The following is a 15,426-nucleotide window of genomic DNA, read 5'->3' on the forward strand; positions in this document are numbered from 1 at the left end:
CCTTCTTGTCAGGCTTCAGCTTGCGTACGGCGAGGAACTCGACGATTCGCTTCTTGATCTTCTCAAGCCCCGAATGATCCTCATCGAGAATGCGGCGCACCTCGGCGATATCCATCATGTCCGTGGTGGCCTTGCTCCACGGCACGTCCAGAATCCAGTCGATGTACGTGCGTACGACGGTGTACTCCGCGGAGCCAACCTGCATTGCGCGCAGCCGTTTCAGCTGCTTCCGCGCGACACTTTCAGGCTCGTTCAGGAGATTCGCCTTGGCGATCCGCTCCTCGAGTACGTCGAGGTCTCCCTGATCGCCTTCCTCATCGCCCAGCTCTTCCTTGATCGCCTTCAGCTGCTGGCGGAGCACGTACTCCCTCTGGTTCTTCCCCATCTCCTCCTTGATTTGGGAGTTGATGCGTTCACGCATCTTGAGGATCTCCAGCTGCCGAGTTAGCAAGCGCAGTACCTTGCGAATTCGTTCCTTGACGTCGACCATCTCGAGAAGCTGGGCTTTCTCGTCGACTGGGGCATCCAGGTTGGCAGCCACCAGATCCGCAAGCTGTCCTGGTTCTTGGATGGAATCGATCAGGGAGGCGGCTTCGCGGGGTAGCTCGGGCATGAGCTGGATCACCTGCTTGGCGATGTCGCGCAAGCTCATCGCCAGCGCTTCCGTCTCTACGTCTTCCATCTTTGGCTCGTCGAGCCTGCTCACGCGCGCCTTCAGAAAGGCGGAGGTCTGTGTGACCTTTTCCATTCGCACGCGCACGAGCCCCTGCAGGATCAGGCTGAAGTTGCCCGAGCTATGCTTGAGCGCCTTGAGCACCCGTGCTGCCACGCCTACGGGATACAGGTCCTTTTGCTGGGGGTCATCGGTCGCTGGATCCCGTTGCGCGAAGATGGCGATAGTAGGCTGCGTTTGGCCTTCCAGGTCTTCGACTAGGGCAACTGATTTCTCCCGTCCTACATCGAACGGAGCTACGGCGCCCGGGAACAGTACGGCATTGCGAATCGGGAGCAGGGACAGCTCGTCCGCGATCTCAACGTCCTGGCCGTCAACCTCGAATTTGGTGTATTCCTCTTCGTCGTCCATAAGGTTCCCGGGTGAGGCGGAATGGGCACTGCACGTGTGATCGTTGCGTATATCTGCACAATAGTCATGGTGCGTGGTTCGTGCAAGCTAGGGCTTGGTGCGTGCGACGCTCCTTTGGATCGCCGGAGGCGGGCGATTCTTTCGGGCCGCGGTTTTGCAGGCCGGCCACATGTCGTGCGGTGTGGTTCGCGCCCTGCAGGCGGCGCGCGGCCCACGGTCAACTGGGTCGGTTGACCCAACGATCGGCTGAACTTAATCTGCGGTAAGCTGCGCGTGGTGCATGACGATGGGCGGCCAGAACGACAATCACTCGGGAACGGCCCATGGCAAGCTCGCAGCCTCGCGTGCAGCACGACCCGAGGTCACGGCGGTTTCGGGGGTGAACTCGTTTCTGGGACGCAACCTGGTGGGGCTGCTCGAGGAGGACGAGGGCGTCGAGCGGTTGATCGCACTTGACATCGCACGTCCTCGAACGGCGGGAGCCAAGACACGCTTCTACCAGGTAGACCTGACGAGCCCGGCCGTAGCATCGCGGCTAACGGAGATTCTCAACGCGGAAGGCGTCAGCACCTTCGTCCACCTGGCTTTTCCCACGAATCCCAGTCACGCGACCCCCTGGGCTCACGAGCTCCAGAGCGTGGGCACTATGCACGTGCTGAACGCGTGCCTGGAGCGCCGTGTTACGAAATTCGTGCTGGGTTCCAGCACGTTGGTCTATGGAGCGCTGCCATCCAATCCCAACTTCATAGACGAGCACCAGCAGGCGCAGGGGCTCGTGGGCTGCGATTTCGTAATGGACCGGATCGACGCCGAGCGGCAGGTCGATCGTTTCGCTGCTTCGCTGCCCGAGTGTGCGGTGACGACGCTCAGATTCGCACACATCCTGGGGCCTACCGTCGACAACTACATCGCTCGCTGGCTCTCGAGGCGGTTCGTCATCACCGCGTTGGGCTTTGATCCACTGCTTCAGTTCGTGCACGAGGCGGACGCACTGGCTGCGCTCAAGCTAGCGATCGACCGCGATGTTCGAGGCAGGTACAACGTCGTTAGCGGTGGTGTCCTGCCGGTCTCCATGCTGCTCAAGCTGGCCGGCCGTGCCAAGTTGCCGCTGCCTTCCAGTTTGCTGCGGGCCGCACTGAAGCTGCTGTGGGCGACCCATCTGGTCGAACCGCCGCCAGGTCTCGAACCATGCTTGCGCTTCTTGTGCGTGGCCGATGGCGAGCGGGCTCGGCAGGAGCTGGGCTTCGTGCCGACGTTCACGGCACGAGACGCGGCTCTGGACTTCGGAGGTGCTCTTCGACTTCGGCAGGCTCGGTTGCTCCACGAGGTGGGCGGGTGAATCAGGACGCCGACGAGCCAGACTCAGCCAAGCCTGGGAAAGAACCGAGGACCCGCAGGCGTCCCTCCGCCAGGCGCGCTTCGCACGCGCGCGAGCCACCGTCAGGCGAAAGCAGGGACCAAAGCAGCGCCGCACCGCCGCTCCCAGAGCGGAAGGCGGCTTTAGGTGCCGAGCCCGCGCGAAAGACGAAGCGGATTTCGGTGCGCCGAAAGAGGGCGCGTGAGGCGGCTCGACCCGTCGTGAGCTCCACGCGCGAGGAAGATCGGCATACCGTGTCCGGATCCGGCGCGGGGGTTGGCTCGAGGCAGGCAGGCTCGGACGTCTCGGAGGCGCAGGCCTGGCAGCGGTCGGAAGCCACTCGGGCTTCGGCTCCGGAATCGAAGGTTGCGCTGCAGCATCTGGAGCGCGAGGTGGAGCAGCTGCTGCGTGAGGTCGAGCATGCCCCTGGCGGCACGGCGGCGCGGCGGCGCGCAGTGCAATCGGTGCTTCGCCTTGCGGGGGGCAAGGATACGAGGCTGTCAGGTCAAGCACGGATGGCTCAAGCCTTCGTGAACTCTCGCGAAATAGCCTCAACCGACTACTACCTGAGGCAGTGGGGGCTCTCGCGCTCGAGCGAGGGCGTCCAGGACGTGGACGAGTTCGGGCTCGACGCGGTTTTTGATGCGCGCATGCGGCCCGTGCTCGACCTGCTGCACCGTCGCTACTTTCGAGTCGCGCTTGCAGGAATGGACAACGTGCCGAGCGCTGGTGGCGCGCTCCTGGTGTGCAATCACGCCGGGATGCTGCCGTGGGAGGGGCTGATGCTGAAAACCTCGCTGCGTGAGTCGCGCGATGGAGCCTTGCGCTGGTTGATCGAGGATCACGCGTTTCACGTGCCTTTCTTGGGCGCATGCATGAGCCGCATGGGTGCGGTGCGCGCCTGCCAACAGAATGCGGAACGTCTGCTCAGGCAGCGGCACCTCGTGGCTGTGTTCCCCGAGGGAATCAAGGGCATCACCAAGCTGTACTCGGAGCGCCACCGCCTTGAGCGTTTCGGTAGAGGCGGCTACGTCAGGCTGGCGCTCAGGACCGCGGTTCCCTTGATTCCCGTCGCCATCGTGGGAGGAGAGGAGACGTACCCGGTCCTGTCGCGTCTCGAGCGTGTATCTCGACTGCTGGGTATGCCGTTTTTTCCGGTGACGCCGCTGTTTCCTTTCCTTGGTCCTTTGGGTCTGTTGCCGCTGCCGGCTCGCTGGCAGATCGTCTTCGGCGAGCCCATGGCCGACCTGCAATCCCACGACGCTGCCGCAGCGGACGACGCGGTGCTTGTCAGCCGCTTGAACGACAAGGTCCGCACGCACGTGCAGAGTCTGGTCAACGAGGCTGTGAGCCGGCGCGGCAACAGGGTCTTCGTGTGATTCACACCCGGTATTTCGTTGGGCGTGCGGCGATGGCAGATTGGACGGCGGCAGCGTCCCGCTCGTAGCCCCGCCGTCCGAGCCGGCCGAACGCCAGTCGCTTGCCGAGCTCGACCCCGGGTTGATCGAAGGTGTTCACGCCATAGAGCTCGCCCGCGAAGGCGGTAGCCGCCTCGTACAGGAAGATAAGGGCACCCAGCTGTTCCGCGTCCAAACGCGGCACGCTGATGGTGATGCTCGGCCGACCGTCGCCGGCCAACGCTTGCGTCGTACCTTCGCGCTCGGCGTCCAGCAGCTGGCCCAGGGTCAGCCCGTTCAGATAGCCGAAGCGGTCCTCGGCTCCATGCAGCCGCAGGTCCCTGTCTTGTTCCACCACATGGATAAAGGTCAGCAGTTTGTCTCTCGGCCCCTCCATGAAGAGCTGCACCTGGGCGTGCTGATCCGTGGCTCCAACGGCCGGCAGCGGGGTGGGCCCCGCCTCGACCCAGCGGCCCTGTAGACTGCGTCGCTTGCCGAGGCTCTCCGCCCATAGCTGTACGTACCAGGCGGCGAACGCGCGCAACCGATCGGCGTAGGGCATGAGCACATGGACGTTGCGTCCTCGCAGCCGGTGCTGCAGGACGTGGGTGGCCGCCAGGATCCCGGCCGGATTGTCCAGCAACGCTTCCGTTTGGCAGCGCGCCGCCATGCCTGCGGCGCCGCGCAACAACTGCGCCACGTCGATGCCCGCAAGCGCTGCAGGCAGAAGCCCAACCGGACAGAGCACGGAGAAACGGCCCCCGACGTTGGCTGGAACAGCGAGAGCGGCGATACCTTCCGCACGTGCCAGCTCGCGCAAAGGACCCTTTTCGGGATCCGTGATCACGATCACCTGCTTGGTCGCCTGTTCGCCTCCCAGAGCCTTGTGAAGCCATGGCTTTACCACGAGCCATTGGGCGATCGTTTCCAGGGTTCCGCCGGATTTCGAGATGACGACCACTGCGGTTTCGCTGGGCTCGAGCTCGTCGAGCAGGACGCTCAGCAGCCACGGGTCGATGTTGTCTGGCAGGTGAAGGCGGGCAGCCGCGCGTGTGTTGCGGCGTGGTCGCAGTGCGGGCTCGGCGAGCGCCTCGTACAGGGCGCGGGTGCCCAGCGACGAACCGCCGATGCCGAGGACAAGCACGTCGCGGATCGTCTCCGGCAGATCCTGGGCTGCGCCACGCACGTCGGCCAGCAAGCCCGCTGCGTCCGGAAGCCGCCAGAAGCCGAGCTCGCCGGCATCGACGCGTGTCAGGATGCTTGTTGCAGCGACGCTGAACGCGTGCGCTTCCGCGGCCAGCTCGTCTTCGGTGAGTCCTGCACCCGCTCCAACGCCAGCCTGCATTGCCAGTGCGTAGTCGATGCGAATAGCGTTGTTGACCATGGCGACGCACAGTAGCCCAGAAGCGCCGATTTGTTGACCGCTCGAACGAGCTGCCCCTAATTTGGTCCCCGATGCCGTTCTCGGGATCCGTGGGCCCGCGTGTGCGACGCTGCCGCCTTGGGCGGCCGATCGCTTTGATGGTCGTTTTCTCGTGTTTGCAGGCGGCGGGCACCGCCCTGGCGAACGGACGCGCGCAAGGCACCCGGGCGGTCGACCGAAGCGCTTCGATCGCGGGTACGGCACCCCATCTGCTGCAGGGCTTCGAGCCCCTCAAGCACCGCCTGCTGGGGCACAAGCGTATCGCCGATCTAGCTCGGGGCAGGCGGGCCGTTCTGAGCCTTGACAGCGGACTGCAGCAGCACGTAGCGAAGCTGTATGAGCGCTTCTCGGTGCCTTACGGCGCGCTGGTAGCCCTGGAGCCAGGGACCGGCCGCGTGCTCGCGTACGTGAGTCACTCGAACGAGCAGGGCGACACCGCCGACCGCGTACGCGACGCCAGCGCGCCCAGCGCCTCCATCTTCAAGTTGATCACCGCTGCCGCACTGGTGGAAAACGGCGTTTCCGTTACCCGCCGTACTTGTTACCATGGGGGGTTGCGCGGCCTGAGCGCCGAGCATTTGGCCGACAACCGTGCCCGCGACCGGAAGTGCGCGGATCTCGGAGAAGCCCTCGGCAAGTCGATCAATTCAGTGTTTGCCAAGCTTGCTGACCGCCATCTGGGTCGAAGCACGCTGGCACGCTACGCGAGCGCGTTTGGTTACGGGCACGCGCTGCCGTTCGATGTACCGACTCGCGTCAGCCGCCTGAGCCTCCCGACCGATCGCCTCGAGCTGGCGCGCACCGCGGCGGGGTTTTGGCACTCTCATCTATCGCCCCTTCACGCTGCGCTCATAGCCGCAACCATCGCCAACCAGGGGGTGATGCCCAGGGCCTATCTGGTGGAGCGCATCGTCGATCGCCGGGGACGCGAGCTGTTCAGTCACGCTCCGCGCCCCTTCCGCTCCGTGATCGGTGGGCTCGCGGCCAAGCAACTGGCCCGAATGATGCAACGAACCGTCGTGGACGGCACCGCGCGGGGGGCCTTTTTTGATCCGCAAGGTCGTGCGTTCCTGCCTGGCATCGAAGTGGCAGGAAAGACCGGGTCGCTCACTTCGTCTGCACCGTACCGAGCCTACACGTGGTGGGTTGGCTTTGCTCCGATCGCAGCACCCTCGGTGGCGGTGGCCGCTCTGGTGATCAACGAACCGCGCTGGCGCGTCAAAGCGAGCTACATGGCACGTGAGGCGCTACGCTACTACCTCGTGCACAAGCCGCGCGCCGCGGCACACGCGTCCGTTTCCGCACCTTTGGACCGGCTCTGAATTCCCATACAGTTCCGTGGGCGGGCTCCGTATTCAACACGGGGACTGAACTGAACGTGTCAGAGCCTGCCAGCAGCGACCTGCCGCGCCGCCGCGTCATTGCGGGGCGATGGGAAATCGTTTCGTCACTGGCGGACGGTGGCATGGCCTCGATCTACGTGGCGCGTCACCTCGAGACCGGCCAGGAGGCAGCTCTCAAGGTCCTACACGGCATTCACAAGGCCGACAGCGATGCCGTGGAACGATTTCGCCGCGAAGCCCGCATTACCACGGACATTGGGCATCCGGGGATCGTGAAGATCTTCGAGGCGGATCGCGACGAGCAGGACGGTGCACTCTTCATCGCCATGGAGCTGCTTCGAGGCGAGACCTTCGGCCAGTGGGTGAAGCGGGCCAAGCCAACGGCCGAGGCAGTGCTCGCCAAGCTTCAGCGCGTCCTGGAGCCTCTGGCCGCGGCCCATGCCCGAGGCTGTGTGCATCGCGACCTGAAGCCAGACAACGTCTTCATCAGCCGGCCCGACTCACCCGAAGAGCGAGTCAAGCTGCTCGATTTCGGCATCGCCCGGGACGCTGCGGAGGTGCGGCTCACGCAAACGGGCGCTTCCATTGGGACCCCGCACTACATGAGCCCCGAGCACGCGCGAACCCCGCGGGGGCTCACGGCCGCCGCCGATATCTGGTCACTGGGTGTGATGATGTACGAGGCCATTGCTGGCGGCCCACCCTTTGACGGCGAGAGCCTTCCCGACATCGTGGTCAAGTCATGCACCAAGCCACATGTGAGCCTGGTCGACTTGATTCCCGATCTCGAGCCAGAAATCGCGCAGCTCGTGGATCGATGCCTTGCGAAAAAGCCGGGTGAGCGCCCGCAGGATGCGAGCGAGCTTCGTGAACAGGTGCAGCGAGTGCTGGCGCTGCCGCCACGCTATCCCGGCCTGCAACCCGACGACTTGCCTGCGGTGCGGCGTAGCCAGCTGCCGTCCGGGCGCCCATCCATGCGCGAGAGCAGCGAGCGTCTGCCCGGCCGCTCCTCGCGTGCGTCACGCCGCTCTTCGCTGCCTGCGCCCCGCCTTTCCCGGCCTTCCTCCGGCACGGCCCGGCAGTCGCTGCCTGGGGTGCAGGGGCGATCGGCGACCGAGGCCAGCCTGGTGCCTGCACTGATGGGCACCCTCATTGTCCTCGGCGGAGTAGCGGTGGCGTTTTCAGCGAGCAGCACCAATCTGTCCCTGGCCCAGCTTCTCGCAGGCAGCCTCTGTGTCGTGGGGCTTGGACTGACATCGCTGGGCGCTATTCGCACCCGGCGCAGCTCTCGGCGCAACGAGCGCGCAGGACACGCCGCCGGGGCGGAGACGCCCGTTTCGCGATACGGAGCGGCGTCGGTGCCACCTCGGCACGGCGAGCGATCGCCCCCGGCTTTTGGACCGGCGGACGCGCCGGTGACCATCGTTGAGGTTTCGGACTTGGCGTCTGCCCAAGCGCGCAATGCGCACGCCGAGCTGCGGCGCGCGCTGCTTCATTGGGGCGACTACGTGCGGGTGCAGTGGAAGAACCACCCGCGCTTCGACGACCGGCTGTCGTGGCAGGCCGCAGAGGCAGCCCACGAGGTTCACGCCCAGTGTGGCGAGGACGGTTTCTGGAAGTTCCACGCGCTCATGCTGCGCCAACAGCCGTCTCTGAGCACCGAGGTCATCGAGCGCTGCGCTGCGGCTGCAGGAGCCGATGTCGAAGCGCTCGGCGCTCAGCTTGCGCGGCGCGCCCACCGGGCACCCGTACAGCGCGAGCGAGACAACAACCGAATCTCCGGGGGGTTTGGCGTTCCACTCTTTGTCGTCAACGGCCGCATGCTGCAGGGCGATGCGAACGTTGCATCGCTATGCGAAGCCATCGAGGACGCGCTGGAAGGTGATCCGGAAGCTGTGGAACGCGGGCAGGGCCGCGGGCAACCGGGTGCGCCGAGCAGAGAGGAGCCAGCCCCGCGAGCTACGCCACTGCACAGCGACAGCCAGGAGATGATGCTACGAGCGATCACCGTGTATTGCGGCGACGGCGGTGGTCGTTGGCCGGGGCGGACTCGGCAGGAGGCACAAATGCGGGCAAGTGCCATCCATCGCAGGGTCAATGCCGGCGGCTGCGATTTCGGGTCCGCGGCCCGCACGATGAGCGACGACCCCCAGGCCGCTGCCAGCGGCGGCGACCTCGGAAGAACGCGACCGTCTCGGTTGCCTGCCGAGCTGAGAGAGCAGGCCCGAGCGCTTGATGTCGGGGCCATCAGCCCCATCGTCGAAAGCGACAAGGGGTTTCACATCCTGCAGCGCTATGGGTAGCGTTGGCCGCCCTGCACGGCTGCAGCCGATCTGGTTATTCGTGGAAGGGTTGTTCGTGGGCGGACCCTAATCGTAGTACTCGTGGCCCAGGTGTGTGATGAGCTCCTCGCCCATGATCCAACGTAGCGTGTTCTTCAGCTTCATCGACTGCACGAAAAGGTCGTTTTCTGGATACAGATTCTCTGCCGTCATGGGACTCTTGTAGTAGAAGCTGAGCCACTCCTGAATCCCACTTAGACCGGCACGCTGCGCAAGGTCCATGAAGAGGGCCAAATCCAGCACCACGGGCGCGGCCAGGATGGAGTCCCGGCACAGGAAATCGATCTTGATTTGCATGGGGTAGCCGAGCCAACCGAAGATATCCAGATTGTCCCAGCCCTCTTTCTGGTCGCCACGCGGTGGATAGTATTCGATGCGCACCTTGTGGTGGATCTCCCCGTACAGTTGCGGATGCAGCTCGGGCTGCAGGATGGTTTCGAGCACGCCCAGCTTGGAGACCTCCTTGGAGCGAAAGCTATCCGGGTCGTCGAGCACTTCGCCGTCCCGGTTGCCCAGAATGTTCGTCGAGAACCAGCCGTTGATCCCGAGCAGCCGCTGTCGCAGCCCCGGCGCCAGAATGGTCTTCATCAACGTCTGACCGGTCTTGAAATCCTTGCCGCTCAACGGAACCTGCTGTTCACGAGCCAGATGCAGCAAGGCGGGCACCTCGGTCGTAAGATTGGGTGCGCCGTTCGAGTAGCTCACCTGCTCCTTCAGGCACGCGTAGGCGTACACCATCGAGGGGCTGATGGCTGGATCGCTGGCCTTCAAACCTGCTTCGAAGGCGTCCAACGAGGCGTGCACCGGTGCAGGATCGTGGTGGATCTCCGTTGACCCGCACCACACCGCGACGCAGCGCTCGAGCGAATTATCCCTGCGGAATCGGCGAATGTCGTCACGCACTTCCTCGGCGAGCTGCCACTTGTCGTGACTGCCCTTGATGTGTTCACCTCGCAGACGCTTGACGTACTCGGAGAAGAATACGGCCCGCATGGGCTTGACCGCGCGCAACTCGTCGCTCACCTGCGATAGATGCTCGGAGCCCAGCACATCCGCCTGTCTCGCGGCCTCGAGTGCGTCCTGGGGGAAGAGATCCCAGCCACCGAAGACCAGATCGTCCAGACACGCCAGCGGCACGAACTCGTTCACCAGCGGGGTCTTGTTGTCGGTGCGCTTGCCCAAGCGGATGCGCCCCACTTGGGTCAGCGAGCCGTACGGCATCGCGAGCCCGCGCCTCGCGAGCAGGCAGCCAGCAATAAACGTGGTACCCACGGCACCCATCCCTGGCAGCAGTACGCCGAGTTTCCCCGACGCTGGCTGGACGCTTATGGGCTGCTTCATGGGTCTCCTTTGCTCCTCGGGCTGCTTGTCCGCGTCTTGCTCTTGTCGGGAGCGTTCGGCTCCGTATCAAACGGTGAACGCCGTGGCAAGAACCGGATCGTGGTCTCTTGCTGTCTGCCTTGCGTGCGCGTCTTGATTTTGCCTTGCGCCTCGCCAGCGGCGCCCAGTCCTCGCCGAAACACACGAGTTGTTGTCGCGCGGGCCCTTACCCGGAGCCACGGCAACGCACGGTATGGTATGCCGGCACGCAACGTGCTAGCAACCACCCCCGGCAGCGGCGTCCATGGGACCTGTCGCTGGGATTTCCGAGCCGCCGGCTGGGATCCCGGTCCCCGCAACGCGGACCTTGACTTGTTGCCCTTGCGCCACGCCATGTGGCGGTCGTGCTACAGGCGCTGCCGGATAGGTGATGGCAAGGCATGCATAGCGCGTTACTGTTCAGGCCCCGTTCAGGCGGGTTTTCAGGCGGTTTTCTGGGCGAGCGCGCCCGCAGGAATCGCCCGGGGAGTACTGGTGGCACTTCGCAGGGCGAGGCCGAGGACGAAAGCCGCCCAGAAAACCGCCTGGGAAGCCGTTCTGCAAGCGTGGTCACCCCGTGAACGGTCACCACAGCGCGGTCATTCTGGCGGCAGGACGCGGAAGCCGGCTAGTGGAGGGCAGGCCCTATCCGAAGCCGCTGCAGCCGGTGAGCGGGGTTCCCTTGATCGTCCGTGTCCTTCGCGGGCTGGAAGGTTGCGGGGTGCGGCGGGTGGCAGTGGTCACCGGCTACCTCGGGGATGTGCTCGAGACGCGTGTGCGTAAGGAGCGATTCTCGTTCCGACTCGGTTTCATCCGAAACCCGCGCTGGCACCTGCCCAACGGAACATCGCTGCTCGAGGCCGCGGACTTCGTTCGTGGCCCCACCTTGGTTCTCATGAGCGACCACCTGTGGTCCCCTCGGCTGCTCGCGAAGGTCAGGAGCTATCCTCTCGGGCGGGAGGAGGCCGTGCTTGGCGTGGACTACGCGATCGGCCGCTGTTTCGATGTGGACGACGCAACGAAGGTGCGCACCGAGGCGGGTCGGGTCATCGCTATCGGTAAGAGCCTGGCGAGCTACGATGCCCTGGATACGGGGGTCTTCTTGGTAACCCCGGCGCTCTTGTCAGCCCTGCGAAGGGTGTCGGGGCCCAACGGCTGCAGCCTCTCCGAGGGTGTTGCAGGGCTTGCTGAGTCGGGAAGGATGCGTGCCGTCGACATAGGTGACGCATCATGGATCGATATTGATACTAGTGCTGCTTGCGCCTACGCCGAGAAGCTGCTGCGAGACGGTTCGCTCCACGATCGGCCCACGGTGCCAGCGGCTGCGGCGACGCTCGCGCCCGTCACGAGCCAGCCCGCATAAGCCCGCACCGGTTTGCTTGCTGCTGTATGACCTGCATGGTAGACCCCACGGAGAGGTGGCGGGGTTGAGACGAGTGGGCCTCCCGGTCCGCTTTTTTTTTGGTTTGAGACACACGTAACGGTGGAAGAACGGTCCCAGAAAAGCCGTCTGCGCGCGCTCTTGGAGCCGATCTGTAGCGCGCACGGCGTGGCCCTGTTTGATGTTCGGGCCAGACGGGAGCCTGGGGGTGCCGTGCTTCGAGTGCTGATCGAACGCTTGCCCGCCGATCACGCGAGATCGCAGCAGCCTGAGGTGGCACGGGGCGCTGGCATTACGCTGGACGATTGCCAGGCGGTGAGCCGCGATCTCTCGACGCTGCTCGACGTACACGCCGACCTGATCCCTTTGGCACGTTACCGCCTGGAGGTGAGCTCCCCCGGACTGGATCGTCCGCTTTTTGCACTAGAGCACTTTCTTCGTTTTGTCGGAAGCGAAGTCAGACTTCAGACTCGCCAGCCGATCGAAGGTCGTCGGCGTTTCCGCGGCACGATCGACGCTGTCGACGGCACCGTGATCGAACTCGGGTTGGTCGGCCCGAACGCCCGAAAGCGCGCTGCGGATCGCTGCGATAGCGTGAGGATTCCATTCCAGGAAATCTCGAAAGCCAACCTCGTTTACAGTCCCTGCGAGTCCCCAGGGCATACATTGCCATCGTAGGACCGGTATCGGCAAAGGTAAGAGCAATGCAGGAAGCTGCGCTATCCCTTCAAAACATCATCGAACAGGTTAGTCGCGAGAAGGGGATCGATGCGAAGATCCTCGTCGAAACGATGGAACAGGCGATTCTGACGGCTGCCAAGCGTACCTTTGGTGCGGGCAGAGAGCTTGAGGCCAGATTCAACGCCGACAGCGGCCAAGTTGACCTGTTCCAGTACATGACGGTCGTCGAGCAGGTCGAGAATGCCGAGCGAGAGCTGTCGATCGCGGACGCCAGGCGTCATGCGTTGGAGGCCGATCTGGGCGAAGAGCTCGGCTTTCAGATATTCTACCTGAAAGAAGACTCGGAGCGCGCCAAGCAGCAGGACCGCGAGTTTGGCGATCTGCTGATGCTTCAGCAACAGCGGGCGGGCTTTGGTCGCATAGCGGCCCAGACCGCAAAGCAGGTCATCATACAGCGCGTCCGGGACGCCGAGCGGGACATCATCTACAACGAGTACAAGGACCGCAAAGGTGAGATCATCACGGGGATCGTGCGCCGTTTCGAGCGAGGATCCAACATAATCGTCGATCTCGGCCGCACGGAGGCCGTTCTGCCAGCCCGCGAGCAGACACCACGCGAAACGTATCGACCCGGAGATCGCATCGTAGCGTACGTGAAGAACATCGATCGCGACGCACGCGGACCCCAGATCATTCTATCGCGGACCGAGGTGGGGCTGCTGGTCAAGCTCTTCGACATGGAGGTGCCGGAGATCTACGAGGGCATCGTCCGAATCGTGGCCGCCGCGCGGGAGCCCGGTGCTCGTTCCAAGATCGCGGTCAGCAGTCGCGACTCCGACGTTGACCCTGTGGGTGCATGCGTTGGCATGAAAGGCTCGCGGGTCCAGGCCGTCGTGCAGGAGCTGCGCGGGGAGAAGATCGATATTGTCCCGTGGGATCGCGATCCGGCGCGTTTCGTATGCAACGCGATTGCGCCAGCCGAAGTGGCACGTGTGATCATCGATGAGGCTCATGGTGGAATGGAGCTCGTGGTGCCGGACGACAAGCTGTCGCTCGCCATCGGCCGCAGGGGGCAGAACGTACGATTGGCTTCGCAGCTAACCGGCTGGAAGCTCGATGTCATCGGAGAGTCCAAGTTCCGTGAGATCGAGGCCGAGGCTATTGCGGTCTTGGCCGAGATCGAAGGCGTGGATGAGGGCCTGGCCCGGGCGCTCTACAAGCACGGGTTCCGAAGTCTTGACGAAATAGCGGAAGCACCCGGTGAGGAGCTGAGCAGCATTCAGGGGTTTGGCGCGACGGACAGTGCCGCTGCTGTAAAAGCAGCAGCGCTCGAGGCGATGGAGCGAGCGCGCCAGCGTCGCATCGAGGATGCCATGCAGAATCCGAATCCGCTTTCGGATCGGGATCTCTTGCAGTTGGTGCGGGGGGTGACTCCCCGTGCTCTCGAAATGCTGCAGGGAGCCGGTTACCGTTCTATAGAGGACTTGGCGAGAGAGGGTGATGTGGACCGGCTCGCCATCCGGACGGGCCTGGGGATGAAGAAGGCGCAAGCCGTCCGCGATGGCATATCGCACTACATGGAACACGAAAGCACCAGAGTCAGCGAGGCGCGCCGGCGGGTGTACGAGCTGAGGGCGGCACAGAGCGCCGCGACACCGGACCAGCCGAGCGCACAGGGCTCGCCGCAGCAGGAGACTGGCAGCGAGCCGAGCCCGGCGCACGACGAGCCTGCGAAGCCGGACGCAGTGGCAGCGCTCTCGGCCGACCCTGCCGGCGATCCGACCAAGTCCCCGGAGCCCTCTGGCTCGCCGTCACCCGATGCCTAGTGGGGATCCAGACCCGTGCCCGAATCCGGCCAGTCAGCCATGTACGCTCCCGCATCGTCTATTCCCGCATCGTCTATTCCCGCATCGTCTATTCCCGCATCGTCTATTCCTGCCTCGCCGGTGCGCACTTGTGTGGGCTGCCGCCGGCGTGACGCTCGTGACGCGCTGGCGCGCATGGTACTCGCTGGTAGCCCGCCCTCGCCTGTTCCGGACGTGAGCCGCCGCGCGCCCGGACGTGGCGCCTCGCTTCACCCCCGCCGCAGTTGTTTTGAGCGAGCAGTGCGTTCAGGTGGGTTGGACAGGGCGCTGGGGGGAGCTGTCCGAACGAGCTTGGATGCGCTGCTGGCGAGCACCGCCGCCCAGTACGAGCAGTGCATCCAAGGCCTGATCGCTGCGGCTCAGCGCGCCGGTAAGCTGCGAGCGGGCATCGAGCGAGTCCGCAAGGCGATACGCGCTGGCGAAGTGCAGCTGCTGGTGGTAGCAGGGGATGCTGCTGGCGGCGGTGATGAGCTACGAGCGGTAGCCCAGCGGCTCGGGAGACGTTGCATTGTACATGGAACGAGGCAGGACCTTGGTCGGTTGTTGGGACGCGAGCAGGTGGCCATGCTGGCGGTGTTGGCCACCGGCCTGGCCAGTGAGATCGCGCTGGCGTCAGACCGGAGGGCGCTTCTTACTGGGTCAGACGGAAGAGGGCCGGAAGCACCTGCCGGATCAGCGGAGAGCGCATGAGTAAGACCCGCGTCTACGAGGTGGCCAGGGAGCTGGGACTCGACAACCGAGAGCTGCTGGCAAAGATCGCTTCGCTCGGGATTCAGGTGCGCAACCACATGAGCGCGCTGGACACCGCAGATGCAGAACGCGTCAAGCGCGCCTTCGAGAAGGAAAAGGCCCAGAACGTGGTGGAGGAGCGGATTCGGCCTACTGTGGTTCGCCGGCGTCAGGTCGCCAAGCCGAAGCCCGTGGCTGCTACGAACGGCTCGGGTCTCGATGCGCACAAGGACGTGGTGCCGCAGCGTGTGAACGTCGAGAAAACCGCGTCGCCTGCTCCGGCGCAGAGCCCTGCGAAGACCGTCCCGGCGGTCGCCTCGCCTGCCCCCGCGCCGGCGCTCGTCGAGCCCGGGCCGCCCGCAGCTGCGCCGCCCCCGGCTGCTCCTGCAGCGCCACCCGCTCAGGTGCCGGCTGCAGCTCGTGCGCCGGCGGCGCAAGAGGACGCAGCGCCGCCACAGCCCGCCG

Annotated in this window: 13 protein-coding genes; 9 read left to right on the top strand and 4 right to left on the bottom strand. The window is 64.7% G+C overall.

Translation table 11 applies throughout. The annotated features are described in order from the left end of the window. A partial coding sequence (locus MJD61_18715) for an LON peptidase substrate-binding domain-containing protein (GenBank protein MCG8557297.1) occupies positions 1 to 1,084 on the bottom strand: 1,084 nt, incomplete at its 3' end. Positions 1,085 to 1,370: 286 nt separating this feature from the next. Between MJD61_18715 and MJD61_18720 the strand changes: the two genes are divergently transcribed. Both MJD61_18720 and MJD61_18725 read left to right on the top strand, forming a co-directional pair. Continuing rightward, the gene (locus MJD61_18720) at positions 1,371 to 2,423 is read left to right on the top strand and encodes an NAD-dependent epimerase/dehydratase family protein (GenBank protein ID MCG8557298.1); all 1,053 of its coding nucleotides are present in this window, start codon (positions 1,371 to 1,373) and stop codon (positions 2,421 to 2,423) included. A gap of 239 nt (positions 2,424 to 2,662) precedes the next feature. After that, entirely contained in the window at positions 2,663 to 3,820 is a 1,158-nt protein-coding gene (locus tag MJD61_18725; GenBank protein MCG8557299.1) for an acyltransferase family protein, read from the top strand. 1 nt (position 3,821) lies between these two features. Here the strand turns inward: MJD61_18725 and MJD61_18730 are convergent, their stop codons facing one another. Then, entirely contained in the window at positions 3,822 to 5,222 is a 1,401-nt protein-coding gene (locus tag MJD61_18730) for a glucose-6-phosphate isomerase (GenBank protein ID MCG8557300.1), read from the bottom strand. Between the two features lie 137 nt (positions 5,223 to 5,359). Between MJD61_18730 and MJD61_18735 the strand changes: the two genes are divergently transcribed. Beyond that, complete coding sequence (locus MJD61_18735; GenBank protein MCG8557301.1) at positions 5,360 to 6,583, top strand: penicillin-binding protein; 1,224 nt, start codon at positions 5,360 to 5,362, stop codon at positions 6,581 to 6,583. A gap of 143 nt (positions 6,584 to 6,726) precedes the next feature. Then, a complete protein-coding gene (locus MJD61_18740) occupies positions 6,727 to 8,907 on the top strand; it encodes a protein kinase (GenBank protein MCG8557302.1) in 2,181 nt (726 codons plus the stop codon). A gap of 66 nt (positions 8,908 to 8,973) precedes the next feature. On the opposite strand, the gene MJD61_18745 is transcribed toward MJD61_18740, so the two are convergent. Further along, entirely contained in the window at positions 8,974 to 10,287 is a 1,314-nt protein-coding gene (locus MJD61_18745; protein MCG8557303.1) for an inositol-3-phosphate synthase, read from the bottom strand. 595 nt (positions 10,288 to 10,882) lie between these two features. Between MJD61_18745 and MJD61_18750 the strand changes: the two genes are divergently transcribed. From MJD61_18750 to nusA, 3 genes are all read left to right on the top strand, one after another. Continuing rightward, a complete protein-coding gene (locus tag MJD61_18750) occupies positions 10,883 to 11,668 on the top strand; it encodes an NTP transferase domain-containing protein (GenBank protein MCG8557304.1) in 786 nt (261 codons plus the stop codon). A 120-nt stretch (positions 11,669 to 11,788) separates the two neighbouring features. Further along, entirely contained in the window at positions 11,789 to 12,364 is a 576-nt protein-coding gene (locus tag MJD61_18755; protein ID MCG8557305.1) for a ribosome maturation factor RimP, read from the top strand. A 26-nt stretch (positions 12,365 to 12,390) separates the two neighbouring features. Next, a complete protein-coding gene (gene nusA / locus MJD61_18760; GenBank protein MCG8557306.1) occupies positions 12,391 to 14,193 on the top strand; it encodes a transcription termination factor NusA in 1,803 nt (600 codons plus the stop codon). On the opposite strand, the gene MJD61_18765 is transcribed toward nusA, so the two are convergent. Continuing rightward, positions 14,190 to 14,369, bottom strand: coding sequence for a hypothetical protein (locus tag MJD61_18765; GenBank protein ID MCG8557307.1), 180 nt, complete (start codon positions 14,367 to 14,369; stop codon positions 14,190 to 14,192). The genes nusA and MJD61_18765 overlap by 4 nt on opposite strands. Positions 14,370 to 14,472: 103 nt before the next feature. On the opposite strand from MJD61_18765, the gene MJD61_18770 reads away from it, so the two are divergent. Together MJD61_18770 and MJD61_18775 are read left to right on the top strand one after the other, a co-directional pair. Beyond that, on the top strand, positions 14,473 to 14,922 hold the full coding sequence (locus MJD61_18770; GenBank protein ID MCG8557308.1) for a ribosomal L7Ae/L30e/S12e/Gadd45 family protein: 450 nt from the start codon (positions 14,473 to 14,475) through the stop codon (positions 14,920 to 14,922). Beyond that, positions 14,919 to 15,426 (top strand): translation initiation factor IF-2 N-terminal domain-containing protein (locus MJD61_18775; protein ID MCG8557309.1); only part of this gene is annotated, 508 nt, incomplete at its 3' end. The genes MJD61_18770 and MJD61_18775, both read left to right, overlap by 4 nt.

Source organism: Pseudomonadota bacterium, assembly GCA_022361155.1.
Classification (GTDB): Bacteria; Myxococcota_A; Polyangia; order Polyangiales; family JAKSBK01; genus JAKSBK01.

Bases quoted from the DNA above. Each gene is read 5' to 3' on its own strand.
- MJD61_18720 (MCG8557298.1), top strand. From the start codon at position 1,371: ATGGGCGGCCAGAACGACAATCACTCGGGAACGGCCCATGGCAAGCTC.
- MJD61_18730 (MCG8557300.1), bottom strand. From the start codon at position 5,222: ATGGTCAACAACGCTATTCGCATCGACTACGCACTGGCAATGCAGGCT.
- MJD61_18735 (MCG8557301.1), top strand. From the start codon at position 5,360: ATGGTCGTTTTCTCGTGTTTGCAGGCGGCGGGCACCGCCCTGGCGAAC.
- MJD61_18740 (MCG8557302.1), top strand. From the start codon at position 6,727: ATGGCCTCGATCTACGTGGCGCGTCACCTCGAGACCGGCCAGGAGGCA.
- MJD61_18745 (MCG8557303.1), bottom strand. From the start codon at position 10,287: ATGAAGCAGCCCATAAGCGTCCAGCCAGCGTCGGGGAAACTCGGCGTA.
- nusA (MCG8557306.1), top strand. From the start codon at position 12,391: ATGCAGGAAGCTGCGCTATCCCTTCAAAACATCATCGAACAGGTTAGT.
- MJD61_18765 (MCG8557307.1), bottom strand. From the start codon at position 14,369: ATGCGCGCCAGCGCGTCACGAGCGTCACGCCGGCGGCAGCCCACACAA.